Annotated in this window: 16 protein-coding genes and 1 tRNA gene; 10 read left to right on the top strand and 7 right to left on the bottom strand. The window is 39.8% G+C overall.

The window, feature by feature from the left end; genetic code table 11:
- Nucleotides 1-245: 245 nt before the first annotated feature.
- On the top strand, nucleotides 246-1619 hold the full coding sequence (gene gndA / locus P4S60_RS08090) for an NADP-dependent phosphogluconate dehydrogenase (RefSeq protein WP_054553937.1): 1374 nt from the start codon (nucleotides 246-248) through the stop codon (nucleotides 1617-1619).
- Nucleotides 1620-1674: 55 nt separating this feature from the next.
- Here gndA and ansA read toward each other — a convergent pair whose 3' ends face one another.
- Nucleotides 1675-2685 (bottom strand): asparaginase, encoded by a 1011-nt coding sequence (ansA, locus tag P4S60_RS08085; protein WP_063705045.1) that lies wholly within the window; start codon nucleotides 2683-2685, stop codon nucleotides 1675-1677.
- Nucleotides 2686-2744: 59 nt separating this feature from the next.
- A complete protein-coding gene (gene sppA, locus P4S60_RS08080; protein WP_337115599.1) occupies nucleotides 2745-4610 on the bottom strand; it encodes a signal peptide peptidase SppA in 1866 nt (621 codons plus the stop codon).
- A gap of 199 nt (nucleotides 4611-4809) precedes the next feature.
- Here sppA and P4S60_RS08075 point away from each other — a divergent pair, with 199 nt between their 5' ends.
- From P4S60_RS08075 to P4S60_RS08045, 7 genes are all read left to right on the top strand, one after another.
- Entirely contained in the window at nucleotides 4810-6771 is a 1962-nt protein-coding gene (locus P4S60_RS08075; RefSeq protein WP_337115598.1) for an NADPH-dependent 2,4-dienoyl-CoA reductase, read from the top strand.
- A gap of 61 nt (nucleotides 6772-6832) precedes the next feature.
- Nucleotides 6833-7543, top strand: coding sequence for an HvfX family Cu-binding RiPP maturation protein (locus P4S60_RS08070; RefSeq protein ID WP_337115597.1), 711 nt, complete (start codon nucleotides 6833-6835; stop codon nucleotides 7541-7543).
- Nucleotides 7544-7606: 63 nt separating this feature from the next.
- Nucleotides 7607-8071, top strand: coding sequence for a nitroreductase family protein (locus P4S60_RS08065; RefSeq protein ID WP_337115596.1), 465 nt, complete (start codon nucleotides 7607-7609; stop codon nucleotides 8069-8071).
- 282 nt (nucleotides 8072-8353) lie between these two features.
- Nucleotides 8354-8731, top strand: a complete 378-nt coding sequence (locus tag P4S60_RS08060) for a hypothetical protein (protein ID WP_337115595.1) — start codon at nucleotides 8354-8356, stop codon at nucleotides 8729-8731.
- 74 nt (nucleotides 8732-8805) lie between these two features.
- A tRNA-Ser gene (locus tag P4S60_RS08055) sits at nucleotides 8806-8896 on the top strand.
- A 51-nt stretch (nucleotides 8897-8947) separates the two neighbouring features.
- Nucleotides 8948-9349: a hypothetical protein gene (locus tag P4S60_RS08050; protein WP_337115594.1), complete on the top strand. Its 402-nt coding sequence runs from the start codon at nucleotides 8948-8950 to the stop codon at nucleotides 9347-9349.
- Nucleotides 9350-9423: 74 nt separating this feature from the next.
- Entirely contained in the window at nucleotides 9424-10041 is a 618-nt protein-coding gene (locus P4S60_RS08045) for an FKBP-type peptidyl-prolyl cis-trans isomerase (protein ID WP_063705059.1), read from the top strand.
- Nucleotides 10042-10108: 67 nt separating this feature from the next.
- Here P4S60_RS08045 and fur read toward each other — a convergent pair whose 3' ends face one another.
- The 5 genes from fur to P4S60_RS08020 all read right to left on the bottom strand — a co-directional run bounded on the left by fur (nucleotide 10109) and on the right by P4S60_RS08020 (nucleotide 12651).
- Entirely contained in the window at nucleotides 10109-10552 is a 444-nt protein-coding gene (gene fur, locus P4S60_RS08040; RefSeq protein WP_337115593.1) for a ferric iron uptake transcriptional regulator, read from the bottom strand.
- 190 nt (nucleotides 10553-10742) lie between these two features.
- Nucleotides 10743-11270, bottom strand: coding sequence for a flavodoxin FldA (gene fldA / locus P4S60_RS08035; protein ID WP_063705064.1), 528 nt, complete (start codon nucleotides 11268-11270; stop codon nucleotides 10743-10745).
- Nucleotides 11271-11284: 14 nt separating this feature from the next.
- Nucleotides 11285-11563, bottom strand: a complete 279-nt coding sequence (ybfE, locus tag P4S60_RS08030) for a LexA regulated protein (RefSeq protein WP_004586673.1) — start codon at nucleotides 11561-11563, stop codon at nucleotides 11285-11287.
- A 2-nt stretch (nucleotides 11564-11565) separates the two neighbouring features.
- Complete coding sequence (locus P4S60_RS08025) at nucleotides 11566-11787, bottom strand: DUF2788 domain-containing protein (protein ID WP_036968243.1); 222 nt, start codon at nucleotides 11785-11787, stop codon at nucleotides 11566-11568.
- Nucleotides 11788-11886: 99 nt separating this feature from the next.
- A complete protein-coding gene (locus P4S60_RS08020) occupies nucleotides 11887-12651 on the bottom strand; it encodes an alpha/beta fold hydrolase (protein ID WP_188729742.1) in 765 nt (254 codons plus the stop codon).
- Nucleotides 12652-12782: 131 nt separating this feature from the next.
- Here P4S60_RS08020 and seqA point away from each other — a divergent pair, with 131 nt between their 5' ends.
- Both seqA and pgm read left to right on the top strand, forming a co-directional pair.
- Complete coding sequence (gene seqA, locus P4S60_RS08015; protein WP_337115592.1) at nucleotides 12783-13388, top strand: replication initiation negative regulator SeqA; 606 nt, start codon at nucleotides 12783-12785, stop codon at nucleotides 13386-13388.
- Nucleotides 13389-13404: 16 nt separating this feature from the next.
- A complete protein-coding gene (pgm, locus tag P4S60_RS08010; protein WP_337115591.1) occupies nucleotides 13405-15042 on the top strand; it encodes a phosphoglucomutase (alpha-D-glucose-1,6-bisphosphate-dependent) in 1638 nt (545 codons plus the stop codon).
- The last annotated feature ends 43 nt before the right edge of the window (nucleotides 15043-15085 follow it).

Below are 15085 nucleotides of genomic sequence, written 5' to 3'. Positions count from 1 at the left end.
GGTGAATGACGTTATTATGACACCGGTGTCAGGTAGCGTCAATACACATACCTTTTTAAAGGGTATTATAAAAATCTGGTCCGATGCCTTGGTTATTTTGATATACTGAGTGCAACGTCGCTTCATGATTTCGATGATTTATCTCAAGTTGGCTTACAAGCTCGCATTTTTGGGCTGCTTGGGTATAATGCGCGCGTAATTATTTTGATTAACTAACCAATAGTTGTTACCGAGGAGGACACTAAATGCAAGTTGCATTAGTAGGGTTAGGCGTTATGGGTAAAAATCTTGCCCTCAACCTGATTGAAAAAGGGCTGACATTAGTAGCTTATGATAAAAACCCAGATGCGGGTGCCGAGTTACTAAGCTGTGCGAAAGCACTAGGTTTGGCAGACCGTTTACATATTGTGTCTGATTTAAATGATATGGTTAGACGCTTAGAGCCGCCTCGTTCGATTCTACTTTTAGTTCCTGCTGGTGAATTAGTTGATAAAGTATGTACAGAGCTTGCAGAAGCAGGTGTTGACTGTGATGACATTATCGTAGATTGCGGCAACAGTAACTACAAAGATGGCATTAGCCGCAAACTTAAATATCAAAACAAATTTGAATTTGCCACTATGGGTATTTCTGGCGGTGCAGAAGGTGCACGTCACGGCCCTGCAATGATGGCAAGTGGTTCAGAAGGCGGCTGGGAGCGTGTTGAGCCGTGGTTTGAAAAAGTAGCGGCAAGCTACAAAGGCGAGTCATGTTTCGCGCGTGTAGGCCAATCTGCAAGTGGTCACTTTGTGAAAATGGTTCATAACGGTATCGAATATGCGTTAATGCAATTAATTGCTGAAATGTATCAATTACTACGTTTAGGTACTAATCGTTCACCAAAAGAAGTGGCTGACATTTTCAATGAATGGTCAGAAGGCACTTTAAATAGCTACTTACTGTCAATTTCAAGCCATATCTTAAGCCTTGAAACGACAGAAGGTGAGCCGCTCGTTGATTTAATCGACAATAAAGTTGGCGCGAAAGGCACGGGTTTATGGACTGCACAAAATGCCCTAGAGCTTGGTATTGCAGTGCCATCACTAGTTGCAGCTGTTCAAGCTCGTCACTTAACAAATACCTGTGATACGCATGCTGCTAAAGAAATGACTTACGCTGCTAAAGCAACGGATACCGTTGATTTAGACTTAGCTGAGTTAAAAGATGCATTTACATTGGCAAGTTTACTTGCTTATCGTCAAGGTTTAGCGCTTATCAAAGGTGCGTCACGTGCGCATCAGTGGAAAGTTGATCTTTCTAAAACGCTACAAACGTGGCGCGCAGGTTGTATCATCCGTGCTGATTACTTAGACAATGTCGCTGAAGGTGTAGAATTTATTGATTCTATGCAGCGTGAATCAGCAGCTTTACGTAAAGTAACGGGTGCAGCCGTTGCATCTGGTTTAGCTTTCCCTGTGTTAACTGCAACGCAAACTTACATTGCGACGTTAACAACACCAAGTAATGGTCACCTTGTGCAAGCACAACGTGACTACTTCGGTGAGCATGGTATTAAAACTCACAGTGGTGAGATTTGCCATTTAACAGACTTAGTTGAGATTGACGAAAAAGTTCGTTAATTATCAAATAGTTTTAAAAAAGGCACCAATTGGTGCCTTTTTTGTACTTGCTGCATTAACGGCTTAACTCACCGCGCAGATTGTCTTGCATCAAGTGACGAATTGTTTCTACTTCCAGCTTTTGACTAAATAGGTAGTGTAGCTTGGTCAAACAGGCTTCTAATGTCATATCGTAGCCACTGATCACGCCACAGTTTAATAAAGCATTACCGGTTGCATAACCGCCCATATTGACATGGCCTTTTAGACACTGTGTTAGGTTAACAATCACCATCCCACGTTTGCTTGCGTCATTAAGAATATCTAAAAATGCGGGATCTTGCGGGGCATTCCCCACACCAAAGCTCAGTAAAACAAGTGCTTTGATATTGTCATTAACTAAGCTTTTCACCACCTCAGGACTGATCCCCGGATATAAGTAAAGTACACCAATAGGCTGTGGCGTGATATTCGATACCTGTAGTTCGTTATCAACGTAAGGGCTAAGTTGACCTTTGATTAGTTGAATATTAATTCCTGACAGTGCTAATGGTTCAAGGTTTGGTGATGCAAACGCATCAAAGCCATCAGCATGGGCTTTTGTCGCACGGTTACCACGGAATAATTGATTATTGAAAAACAGGCTTACTTCTGCAATTGGATAATTAGCGGCTAAATACATTGCATTCAGTAGGTTGACTTGGCCATCAGAACGAAGTTGCGACAAGGGAATTTGCGAGCCTGTCACAATCACAGGTTTCGTTAGGTTTTCGAACATGAAAGACAAAGCAGAAGCCGTGTAGGCCATGGTATCGGTGCCATGTAAAACCACAAAGCCATCATAGTCTTGGTATTTACTCTTAATATCGTCAGCAATTAATTGCCAGTGGGCAGGGGACATATCTGAAGAATCAATGAGTGGGCAATATTCGTGAATATCAAACAAAGGCATTTCATCACGATTAAACTCTGCATTATTGACCACTGTTTCGGTTAAAAAACCCTCTGCCGGTACATAGCCGCGGCTCGATTTTTTCATACCGATGGTACCACCCGTATAGGCGATATATATACGTTTACGTTTCATAAAAAAAGCCCAGTTAAATAACTGGGCTTAGTATACCTAAAATCGTTTAGCTAAGTAACTTATTGAATTACATTACACACTAAACAACGAGCGTAAACGCCTTGTGGATCGTTGTAGTCTTTTAGGTTATCAATTTCACTACTTAACTGATTAATAAGGCTTTGTAAGTTAGCTTGTGTTGCTAGTACTGAGTGTGATGAATCAGACTTAGCAAAGAAACTCTTAACAGCCGCTGTTCCAAAGATATCTTGCAGCATTTGCTCTTGTGGTGTTAATGACTGTTTGATGGTCTTAACATCATAATGATTAAGTTTAGCAAGCTCAGCAGCAGCCTTAATTGCATCTTGCTTATCGCCAAGTTTATCAACTAAACCCAGTTCTTTTGCTTGAGTTGCAATCCATACACGGCCTTGGGCAATTTTATCCACTTGCTCAGGGGTCATGTTACGTGCTTCAGCTACGACATTTAAAAAGCGTTTATATGCATTTTCAACGCTCATTTGAATGATGTTTGACATCTTCTCATCTAGTGGGCGTGCAATAGAGAAGCCAGCAAGGTCAGTTGTTGCAACACCGTCAGAGTAAATACCTAACTCAGCCATGGTGTTTTCAAACGTCATGAAAGTACCGAATACACCAATTGAACCTGTAATTGTGCTAGGGGCTGCCCAAATTTCATTGGCAGCTGATGCAATCCAATAACCACCTGACGCAGCTACTGAGCTCATTGATGCGATAACCGGTTTACCTGCTGCTTTAAGTGCTAATACTTCAGCACGAATAACTTCAGAGGCAAACATACTACCACCACCTGAATCGATACGAAGCACAACAGCTTTCACTTTATCATCAAGACGTGCTTTACGAAGTAGGGCAGCTGTAGAGTCACCACCGATTTCACCTGCTTTACGTTCGCCATCAACAATGGTGCCTTTAGCAACAACAATAGCTACTTTTTCAGTAATTGGGTTATCGAACACAACAGGTGGTTTTACCAGAGATAAATACTCACGGAAGCTTACTTGTTTAAATGTTTTACCTGTTTCTTCAGCACCGACTAATTCAATAAGTTGCTGGCGAATTTGTTGTGATGTTTTTAAAGAATCAACCCATTGATTATTTAACGCGTACTGACCTGAGTTACCGTCAACGGCTTGCATTTTTGCAAGGTAAACATCCATATCTTCATCAAAATTGCTTTCATCGAATGGACGGCTCGCTGCAACGTCAGTTTTGTACTCGTTCCAAAGTGCAGTCAACCAAACGCTGTTCGCTTCTTTTGCCGCATCTGACATATCATTACGAATGAATGGTTCAACCGCTGATTTATAAGTTCCCACACGGAAAATATGTTGAGTCACTTTTAACTTTTCAAGCGCGTCTTTGAAGTACAGTGGGAACATACCATAGCCTTCAATGCTCACACCACCATAAGGGTGCATAGACACTTCATTGGCATGGGCAGCAATATAATATTGAGCTTGTGTATAGTAATAGCCTGTTGCGATAACTTGCTTGCCTGCATCTTTAAACGCATCAATTGCTTTGGTTATTTGTTTTAGCTTATTAATGTGCGCGCTTGGCATTTTTTGTAGGTCAAGAAGCAAAACAGTGATGCGATCATCTTTAGTTGCTTCATTGATCACTTCAATGACATCATCAAGAAGAATTTCTGATGGCGCTTCTTTGCCCATAGTTGCATCGTTGATGGCTGCTTCTACAGGATCAACATAGGTTTTTTCTTCAACAATAGGGCCATTTAAGTTTAGGCGTAGCACGGTTCCGTCTGCTACTTTTACTTGATCTTCTTCACCTGTTATAGCGACAAAGAAGAGTATTACTAGTAATAGAAATAATATGTTTAGGACCAAACGGCGGGAAAAATTAATCCCGGTCCAAATGCCTTTAAATATCTTTGCTAGCAAAATAAATCCTTAATTCAGTACAGCTTAGTAGTGAACTCATCTTAGCTTAGAATAACTTTAAAATTAACTGTTAAATAGTAACAGAGTGTTTAAAACGACAATTTGCTACAGATTAATTACGAGTGAAAAGTTGATTATTCTAAGTTATTGCCGCAGAATCTATTTCAAATAGAGGTTCGACCAGTTAACGGGGCACACAATGTTAGAACAAAAATTACAATTACCGCATACCGAACTTCGTAATCGTTTGGTTATGGGCTCAATGCATACCGGCTTAGAAGAAGGCTGGCATAACCGTAAACGTTTACGTGCATTCTACGAAGCACGTGCTAAAGGCGGCACAGGCTTGATTATTACAGGTGGCTACAGCCCAAATATTCGTGGCAAGTTATCTCCGTTCGCATCAACATTTAATTCTTTCTATGATGTGATCAAGCACAAAGCATATACTGATGCTGTGCATCAACATGGCGGAAAAATTTGCTTACAATTATTGCATGCAGGTCGCTACGCGTATCATCCATTCAATCAAGCACCAAGCTCGATTCAGGCTCCTATTAATCCATATAAACCTAAAGAAATGTCGTTAGGATCGATTAAAAAAACCATCAAAGACTTTGCAAACTCAGCAAAACTGGCTGAAAAAGCAGGTTATGACGGTGTTGAAATTATGGGTTCTGAAGGCTATTTGATTAATGAATTCATGGCTAACCACACCAATAAAAGAACAGACAACTATGGTGGTAGTCTAGAAAACCGTATGCGTTTGGCGGTAGATATTGTTAAAGCTGTACGCGCTAAAGTAAGTCAAAAGTTCATTATTGTATTTCGTTTGTCTGTGATGGATTTAATTCCTAATGGATCAACACCCGATGAAGTAAAGCAACAAGCCCTGGCATTAGAACAAGCTGGCGTTGATATCTTTAATACAGGTATTGGCTGGCACGAAGCTCGTGTACCAACCATTGCCAGTATGGTACCAGCAGGTGCCTTTAAAGAAGCATCAAAACGCTTAAAAGATACGGTATCAGTGCCAGTTATCGCGGTTAACCGTATTAACACTCCAGAAATTGCCAATGGAATTTTAGAAGCAGGCGAGTCTGATTTAATCTCAATGGCACGTCCCTTATTGGCTGATCCTGAGTTCTTTAATAAGTACGCGAATAATAAAGCTGAGCAAATTAATATTTGTATTGGCTGTAATCAGGGCTGCTTAGACCATGTGTTTAAAAATAAACGTGCTACCTGTTTGGTTAATCCACAAGCTGCGTTTGAATTAGATTATAGCCTTGAAAAAGCACCATCTTCTCGATTAGTACTGGTTGTAGGTGCAGGCCCTGCAGGCCTTGCTGCAAGTTGTTACTTAGCAGCGAAAGGTCACAAAGTGACTTTAATTGAACGTAAAGAACAAATGGGTGGCCAATTTAATTTAGCCATGCAAGTACCGGGTAAAGAAGACTTTAACCATACCCTTAACTACTTTACTAATGAATTAAAGCGTTTAAATGTCGATTTACAGCTAGGCACTGAATTTACCGACAATATGCTCAATCAATACGATGATGTGGTGTTTGCAACAGGTGTACGTCCGCGCGAAGCTAAAATTGAATGCAGTGATGGCAAACGCGTATTCGCTTACGATGAAGTCATTCGTGGTGAAGTAGAACTCGGTGAGAAAATTGCGATTTTAGGTGCCGGTGGTATCGGTTTTGATATGGTTGCCTTTTTAAGTGAACACAAAGGACAAACAATTGAGCAGTTCAAAACTCAATGGGGTATTGAATGTGAAGCCGCGCCCGAAAAAGACAATCGCCAAATTTACATGCTTAAGCGAAGTGCAGGGCGGTTTGGTAGTGAACTGGGTAAAACAACGGGGTGGATCCATCGTCAAGTTGCCAAACAGCACGGTGTTAAACAAATCGCTGAGTGTCAGTATCTAAGCTTTGATAAGCAAGGTTTGAAGATTACTGTAAAAGGTGAAGAGCAAATCCTCGATGTTGATACTGTGATTGCATGTATTGGTCAGGTGTCTAATACTGAAACGTTCGACAATCAAACCGAAAACGCTAAAGTTCACGTGATTGGTGGCGCAAAACTAGCTGCTGCTATCGATGCTAAACGTGCGATCTTTGAAGCGCTACAAGTTGCTCGTAAAATTTAATTGAAAGTAAACTAGAAAACGTGCGGTCTGTGTGATTAATCTATTTAGTCACGAGACCGCTATGTTGAACACACACCTAATACCCCTTTACCAACGCATCTTAAATAAAATGCAGTTTCTAGATGGGCTTCCCAGCCTGTTAATTCGCTTGATCTTAGCCCCAGTGATGATCATTGCCGGCTTTAATAAACTAGCTTTGAGCGGTGATATAACTCACATTTATCAATACTTTTTAGCGTCAGAAGATATTGTTGCTTGGTTCGGCAATAGTGAATGGGGTTTAGGCCTACCCATGCCCTCTGTATTGGCTTTTTTAGCTGCATGGACTGAGTTTTTAGGGGGGATCTTTATATTATTGGGTTTATTTACTCGTTTAACCGCAATTCCGTTGATGATCACTATGCTGGTTGCTGCGACGACCGTACATGCTAGTAATGGCTGGTTTTCTGTAACACCCACAGATGCAAGCACTAGCCCTGCAAGAGTACTCAATTGGCTTGCAATACCTGGTAGTGAAACCAGTTTAGTTAATTCAAAGGAAGCCAGTGAGCGATTAACGAAAATGCGTGAGTTGCTAGAAACGCATGGTTATACAGAGTACCTCTATGCGAAAGGAAAACCTGTGATCTTAAATAATGGCATTGAGTTTTCGGCCATCTATTTTGTGATGTTATTAAGTTTATTTTTTACAGGCGGTGGTCGTTTCGTCAGTATTGATTATTGGTTAACTAGAAAAGTATCGAATAGCTTTATTGCTCATAAAGATAAATGATAAGCTTGGGTTTTCTGCCCCTATTAATAAGGGGCGTCGTACTTAAGCATTTACGGAATATACATGGACGCTTTAACGCTATTACAAACTCGACAATCAGATCCTCGCCTTATCGCACCAGGGCCTACAGCTGAACAACTTGACATAATTAAGCGTGCGGCCATTAAAGTACCCGATCATGGTTGTATTGCGCCTTGGCGTTTTATTGTTGTTGAAGGCGACGCACGTAATAAATTGGGTGAAATTTACCATCAAGCCGCTGTTGCTGAAAACCAAGATGATAGAACCATTGAGCGTGCTAAAGAGCTACCGTCGCGTTCACCTATGATGATCATTGCCATTGCGGATGTGAAAGAAAATCCAAAAGTGCCACGTATCGAACAGGTTCAAAGTGCGGGCTGTGCAGTACTCGCTATGCAACAAGCCGCATTTGCTCAAGGTTTAGGGGAATTTGGCGCACAGGTTATTTTGCACAAAGCCCTGCTGTTAAAGCGGCACTTGGCTGTAAAGAAGACGATGAAATTGTAGGTTACCTCTATTTAGGTACGCCAGAAATTGACATTAAAAAACCTATTAGGCACAAACCTGAGTCATTTTTTGAGAATTTATAAATAGTAGGAACTTTTATACAGTTAAGCAGTCAGACACTATTAAGCTTACTTATGTTAGTTTTTTCAGATTTAGCTTAGCTGTAAGAAGCGCACGGATGCAAAAAACGAAATAATTCTTCTTCAGTGTGTTTTTTAATCGGTTGTTTTTTGTTAACGTATGGATGGTCTTAAAAAAATAACGATAAAGAAGACGAGAACAATGGGAAACTTATTTTTACGTGAAAAAGAAAATTGGTTCGCTTGGTCAGTTTGGGGCGTAATAGGCGCTGTAGTAACCTTCTTAGTTGCTATGTCTACGAAGCAACCTCATTACCTTGGTTTATCTGCTGTAGTAGTATTACTTCTACTTACATGGTGGATGCAAAGTACTAAACGATTCGATTTTGGCCGCGCTTTTAAAGTTTGTTGCTACGTTTTAACGATCACCTGTTTACCTGCTTTCGCGTTAGTCATCATACCAAGTTACAATCTTAATAAAATTGATGTGATAGTGCAGGGCTCTGGATTTGCTTTAGTTAGTTTAATTGTCTGCTTAATTTGTTCATTAATTGCAAAACGCCCTAAACAATATTACTGAAAATTACTTTTTTAAAGTTTTTTACAATTAAGACTTTACAACGAACGCGGTAAACACTATTATGCGCGCCGTACGGAGAGATGGCAGAGTGGTCGAATGCACCGGTCTTGAAAACCGGCAGGGGTTTGTAGCCCCTCTAGGGTTCAAATCCCTATCTCTCCACCATTATTTAAAAAACCGCCTAATTGGCGGTTTTTTGCTATCTGGAGATAAGTAATGTCTACAAGCGAGTCTTCTTCTGCACAAATGCGCATAATTAAACATGTTTTGCTTTGGTGTATCTTTTCTTATTTTTATCACAGCGGTATTAATGTACTTGTCGCTATGGCCCATGATGCGCAGCCCGACTACGGTTTATTGTCTTCGATTGCTTATGGTATCGGCTTTAATGTATTAGTCGGTCATTTGATCAGTAAGTATGATAAACATTGGCCATTAATTGCTGCTGCTGTTATTGCTACTGTGGGTCTTATTGCTGTGCCTTTAGTTATGTTCGGTAAAGAGGGGTTAATGAATGGGATTTTTATTGCCTCAATGATTGCCACATTACCTGTTTCTACATTTGTGATTGCTAAAATAAAGCAGCGAATTAGTGCAAACACTGAGCAAACGCAGTAAAACTAAGCGATATTCGTCGTTTTTTTATGTTAGTATGGGCACGTCTTTTAACTAAATAAACGTGAATTAAAAACATGTCAGATAATTTTACAACAGACGCTGAAAAAGCAAGTTACGGTATTGGTTTACAAATGGGTGAGCAATTAAAAGCAAATCCATTCGAAGGTTTAAACTTAAATTCTGTATTTGAAGGTATGAAAGACGCATACACTGGTAACGATTTCCAAGTTGAAATCCCAGCAATTCAAGCAGCTTTCGAGAAAATCAATGCTGAGATCCAAGCTCGTCGTGAAGAAGAAGCTAAAGTTCTTGCAGCTGAAGGTATCGCATTCTTAGAAGAAAACGCGAAGCGTCCAGAGATCACAGTAACTGAATCAGGTCTTCAATTTGAAGTATTAACTGCAGGTGAAGGTGAAAAACCAACTGCTGATTCAACTGTTCGTACGCACTACCACGGCACATTAATCAACGGCACTGTATTTGATAGCTCTTATGAGCGTGGTCAACCTGCTGAGTTCCCAGTAGGTGGCGTTATCAAAGGTTGGACTGAAGCACTTCAAATGATGGGCACTGGTTCAAAATGGCGTTTATACGTACCTCATGAGCTTGCTTACGGTGAGCGCGGTGCAGGTGCAGCAATCGCTCCTTTCTCAACGCTAATCTTTGACGTTGAGTTATTAGAAATTATCTAATCGATTTCTAATAGACATAAAAAAACCTGCTTAATGCAGGTTTTTTTATGTCTGAAGGAATAGCGAATTAGCTATTTGCTTCAGCGTATTCTTTACACGCGACGGTGTCTTCGCATTCACCATAAAGGTAAAGAGAGTGGTTAGTAAGCTTGATGCCATTCTCTTTTGCGATTTCTTCTTGACGACGTTCAATTGTATCGTCTTCGAACTCAACAACTTTACCACATTTTAGGCACACTAAGTGGTCATGGTGAGTGCTACCTGATAATTCAAATACTGACTTGCCACCTTCGAAATGGTGACGAGAAACAATACCTGCATCATCAAATTGGTTAAGAACACGGTAGACAGTTGCAAGACCAATCTCTTCGCCTTTGTCTAAAAGAATTTTATAGACATCTTCAGCGCTGATGTGTTGGTTGTCCGGAGATTGTAGAATCTCTAAAATTTTAATACGTGGCAAGGTTACTTTTAACCCTGCTTTTTTTAATTCCAAGTTGTGATCAGTCATTCAATCTGTCTCAATTTTATTTAGTTATACTAGGCATCATAAAGATGCACACGACACATTAGCAACTATTAGAATAACGTGCCTAGTTATTAAGTGCAAAGAACAATTCGTTTAATTGCCGATTTTTCAGACAAATATGAACTGGTTGTGCATCTTTACATCAGCTAGTAAATGCGAGTAGTACTTGTTATTAATCAGCAAGTTCCGCTAAACACATTTCATCATAAACCTGAGCACACCAGTCTTTAACACGCTTTTCAGTTAATTCTGGTTGACGGTCTTCATCAATACCTAAACCAACAAAATGGCCGTCATCTACTAGTGCTTTTGAAGCTTCAAAGTCGTAGCCTTCAGTTGACCAATGACCCACTACGATTGCGCCACGCTCAGTAACGATATCGTTGATCATGCCCATTGCATCTAAGAAGTATTCTGCATAGTCTTCTTGGTCACCACAGCCGAAAATAGCAACTAGTTTACCTTCGAAGTCAACTTCTTCTAATTCAGGGAAGAAATCATCCCAGTCACATTGTGCTTCACCGTAGTACCAAGTTGGAATACCGAATAACAATAAATCGAATTCAGCAATCTCTTCTTTAGAACTCTTTGCAATGTCATGAACCGCTACAAGCTTTTTACCTAATTCTTTTTGAATCATTTTAGCTACGTGTTCAGTATTGCCTGTGTCGCTTCCGAAAAAAATACCTACGCTTGACATGGATTTAAAACCTTCTATCTATCAATAGCCAATCTTTCTTGTAAAATTGTTTCAATCAACGCGCTACGGCTAATATTCTGCGCATCTGCCATATCGCTTAACGCTTGATATAACTGTGATGAAACCTTAAATTCTACACGCTTTAAACCACGTGCTTTATCTCGCTTTATTTGATTACGTTTGTTTACTTTTAATTGCATATCGCGAGGTAGGGGATTTGTTTTCGGCCTACCTGGACGCTTTTCGTATTCAAATAAATCGGGTGTTGTTCTATCTGTTTCTGACTTTGCCATGTCTAGCCCACACCTGCGCCTTGCCAGAAGACTTGAATAAGTCCTTTCGCTATAAACCCAGAACAGCCTAAAAATAGCACTAACCAAACGATGTATCGGCCAAATCGTGGTACATCACCTTTTTTAAGGACGTCTTGAATTGCCATTCCAATAAAAAAGAAAATACCGGCTAAGCCAAAATACAACCCTAAGGTATCAAATTCGTTAATTAACTGACTGACCATCAACGTATAAACCTTTAAATTAAACGGCGCGTACTATAGCACACAAATTTGTAATAATTTAGTGCGCACGATCAAAAACAGCGAATTTTATCAGGCCAATTATTGCGCTAAAAAATCACTGATTGCTTTATTTACAGCAAGTGGTTTTTGCGCATGAAGCCAGTGACCTGCACCATGAATAATTTTTGCTTTCGCATTAGGAAATAACGCCATAATAGCAGGGCGGTGCTCTGCTAAAATATAGTCTGAATCATTACCTTTAACGAATAAAGTATCACATAAACAAGAATCATTTTCATCAACTTGCGCTAAAATATTTTCATATTGCTGGTATAACACCGCTAAATTAAAGCGCCATTGATAGTGACCTTGCTCATTCTTGGCAAAGCTTTTTAATAAAAACTGACGCACACCCATTTCATCAATGTGTTTGGCAAGAATTTCATCAGCTGCTTTTCTATCGGTGACATTCGATTGTGCAACTTCGTTAAGGCCTGCAAAAATAGCACTGTGCCTTGGGTTATTCGCAACAGGAGAGATGTCTAACACAACAAGTTTATCAATAAGCTGTGGGTGATTAAGAGCTAATTGCATGGCTACTTTGCCACCCATTGAGTGACCTATTATGTGCGCTTTACTAATATTTAGATGTTCAAGTAACTCACTGACATCTTTCGCCATAGCGTGATAATTCATCGTATCGCTGTGGAATGACTTACCATGATTGCGCAAATCGATATTCGTTACGCGGTAATTTTCAGATAAAGCTTTAGCAATAACATTGAGGTTTTCAAGCGAGCCAAACAAACCGTGGATCAATACAACGTCTGAACCTTGACCCATTTGTTGGTAGTTTAATAGCATTTTCAACTCCTAATTTTAATGGCAGTATTTTGCCTAGTGAAATTACAAATTGCAAAACATAGAGAATTGCTGCGAGCTTAGGTATAATCATTGAGAACTTTTAAAATGTGACCCGTAAAGACAGGAATAACATGAAAAAAATCGACATAGACGACGAGTTATATCAATACATCGCAAGTAACACGCAAAGTATTGGTGAAAGTGCATCAACCATTTTACGTCGTTTATTAAACCTCTCTGATGGCACTAATGCCCCAGTTGAAACAACGACTACCAAAACTGAACAAGAAACCCCAGTTGTTGAAGTACAAGAAGAAATAAAACAAGAATTAAGCCCGCAATCGAGCACTGAAGATACAAAACACGCAGTTAACACTGTCACAGCACCGACACAAGTTAAAGGTAATGTGTTTAATGTTCTTAATAAAGAAGAGTTAGCAATGCAAAAAGGTGTTGTTGGTCGTTTCTTATTTATTCTTGCGGCTCTTTATAGAACGCATAAAACTGATTTTTCAAATGTGCTTGAGATTAAAGGCCGTGACCGTGTGTATTTTGCAACAAGTAAAGAAGCATTACTTGAAAGCGGTAGCAGCATGAATCCAAAAAATATCACTGATACTGAGTATTGGGTGATGACAAATTCAAACACAACCAGAAAGAAAATGATGCTTCACGAAGTAGCACTGTGCTTAGGTTACAGCGCAGAAGAAGCAGAAAAAATACGTGATTACTTATAATCCATAAGGAAATAATATGGCGATTCATCCAGATGCAGGCAAGCCTGCACCGCAAGAAAGCTTAGTGAATGTACCAAAACTGATCTCAGCTTATTACTTAAATGAACCAGACCTAGAACAAAATCCAGAACATTGCGTTGCATTTGGTACGTCTGGCCATCGTGGTTGTTCGTTCGATGTAAAATTTAATGAATCGCATATTTTAGCGATCACGCAAGCAATTTGTGATTACCGTAAAGAAAACAATATTTTTGGCCCACTTTTCTTAGGTAAAGATACTCACGCGTTAAGTGAAGCAGCTTTTAATTCTGCAATTGAAGTACTTGTAGCGAACGAAGTACAAGTCATTACACAAGAAAATGATGACTACACACCAACACCCGTGATCAGCCATGCTGTTGTTTGCCATAACAAAGCAAACCCAAATGAACTTGCTGATGGTATTGTGGTAACACCTTCACATAATCCACCAGAAGATGGCGGCTTTAAATATAATCCGCCAAATGGTGGTCCAGCTGATACTGATGTAACAAAGTGGATTGAAGACAGAGCAAATCAATTACTTTTAGAAGACTTAGTTGAAGTGGAGTTATTCCCTTACGCAAAAGCATCACGCTCTGGCTTTATTAAGTATCAAGATTTGATTACACCTTATGTTGATGATTTGGTTAATATCGTTAATTTAAAAGCGATTAGCGATGCAAAAATCAAAATTGGTGTGGATCCACTAGGTGGTTCAGGTATCAACTTCTGGCCAGTTATTGCAGAAAAATATAATTTAGACTTAACGGTCGTAAATAAGTCTGTTGATCCAACATTCTCGTTCATGCCTTTAGATAAAGACGGCAAAATCCGTATGGATTGTTCATCTCCTTATGCAATGACAAACCTTATTGCTCTAAAAGATGAATACGATATTGGCATTGGTAACGACCCTGATTATGACCGTCACGGTATTGTTACGCCAGACGGCTTAATGAACCCAAATCACTTTTTAGCGGTCGCTATTGATTACTTACTAAATAACCGTGAATGGTCAAACGATGTTGCAATTGGTAAAACGCTCGTATCTAGCGGTATGATTGATAAAGTCGTTGCACGTAATAACCGCGAAGTAAAAGAAGTACCAGTAGGCTTTAAGTGGTTTGTTGAAGGCTTAAGCAAAGGTACGCTTGCTTTTGGTGGTGAAGAAAGTGCAGGGGCGTCATTCTTACGCTTCGATGGTACAGTTTGGAACACAGATAAAGATGGCTTTATTTTAGGTCTACTTGCTGCTGAGATTTTAGCAGTAACGGGTAAAACACCGTCGCAGCTTTACAAACAGCTTGAACAAGAGTTCGGTGCACCTATTTATAAACGTATTGATGCACCAGCGAATGCTGAGCAGAAATCACGTTTAAAAGCGTTATCAGCAGATGATGTGACTGCTAGCACGTTAGCAGGAGACGCTATTACACAAAAGCTGACTCATGCACCGGGTAACAATGCTGCTATTGGTGGTTTAAAGGTTGTGACTGAAAATGGTTGGTTTGCAGCACGTCCATCAGGTACCGAAGACATCTATAAAATTTACCTTGAATCATTCAAAGGTGAAGAACATCTAGCATTATTAGAAAAAGAAGCAAAGAAACTGGTTGATTCAGTAATTAGCTAATCTTTTTTTATCTATCAAAACGGCTGATATTATCAGCCGTTTT

The organism is Pseudoalteromonas sp. Hal040 (assembly GCF_037162425.1).
Classification (GTDB): Bacteria; Pseudomonadota; Gammaproteobacteria; order Enterobacterales; family Alteromonadaceae; genus Pseudoalteromonas; species Pseudoalteromonas gelatinilytica.
Note: the sequence above shows the minus strand (reverse complement) of the source record. Positions and strands in the feature narration are given on the sequence as shown.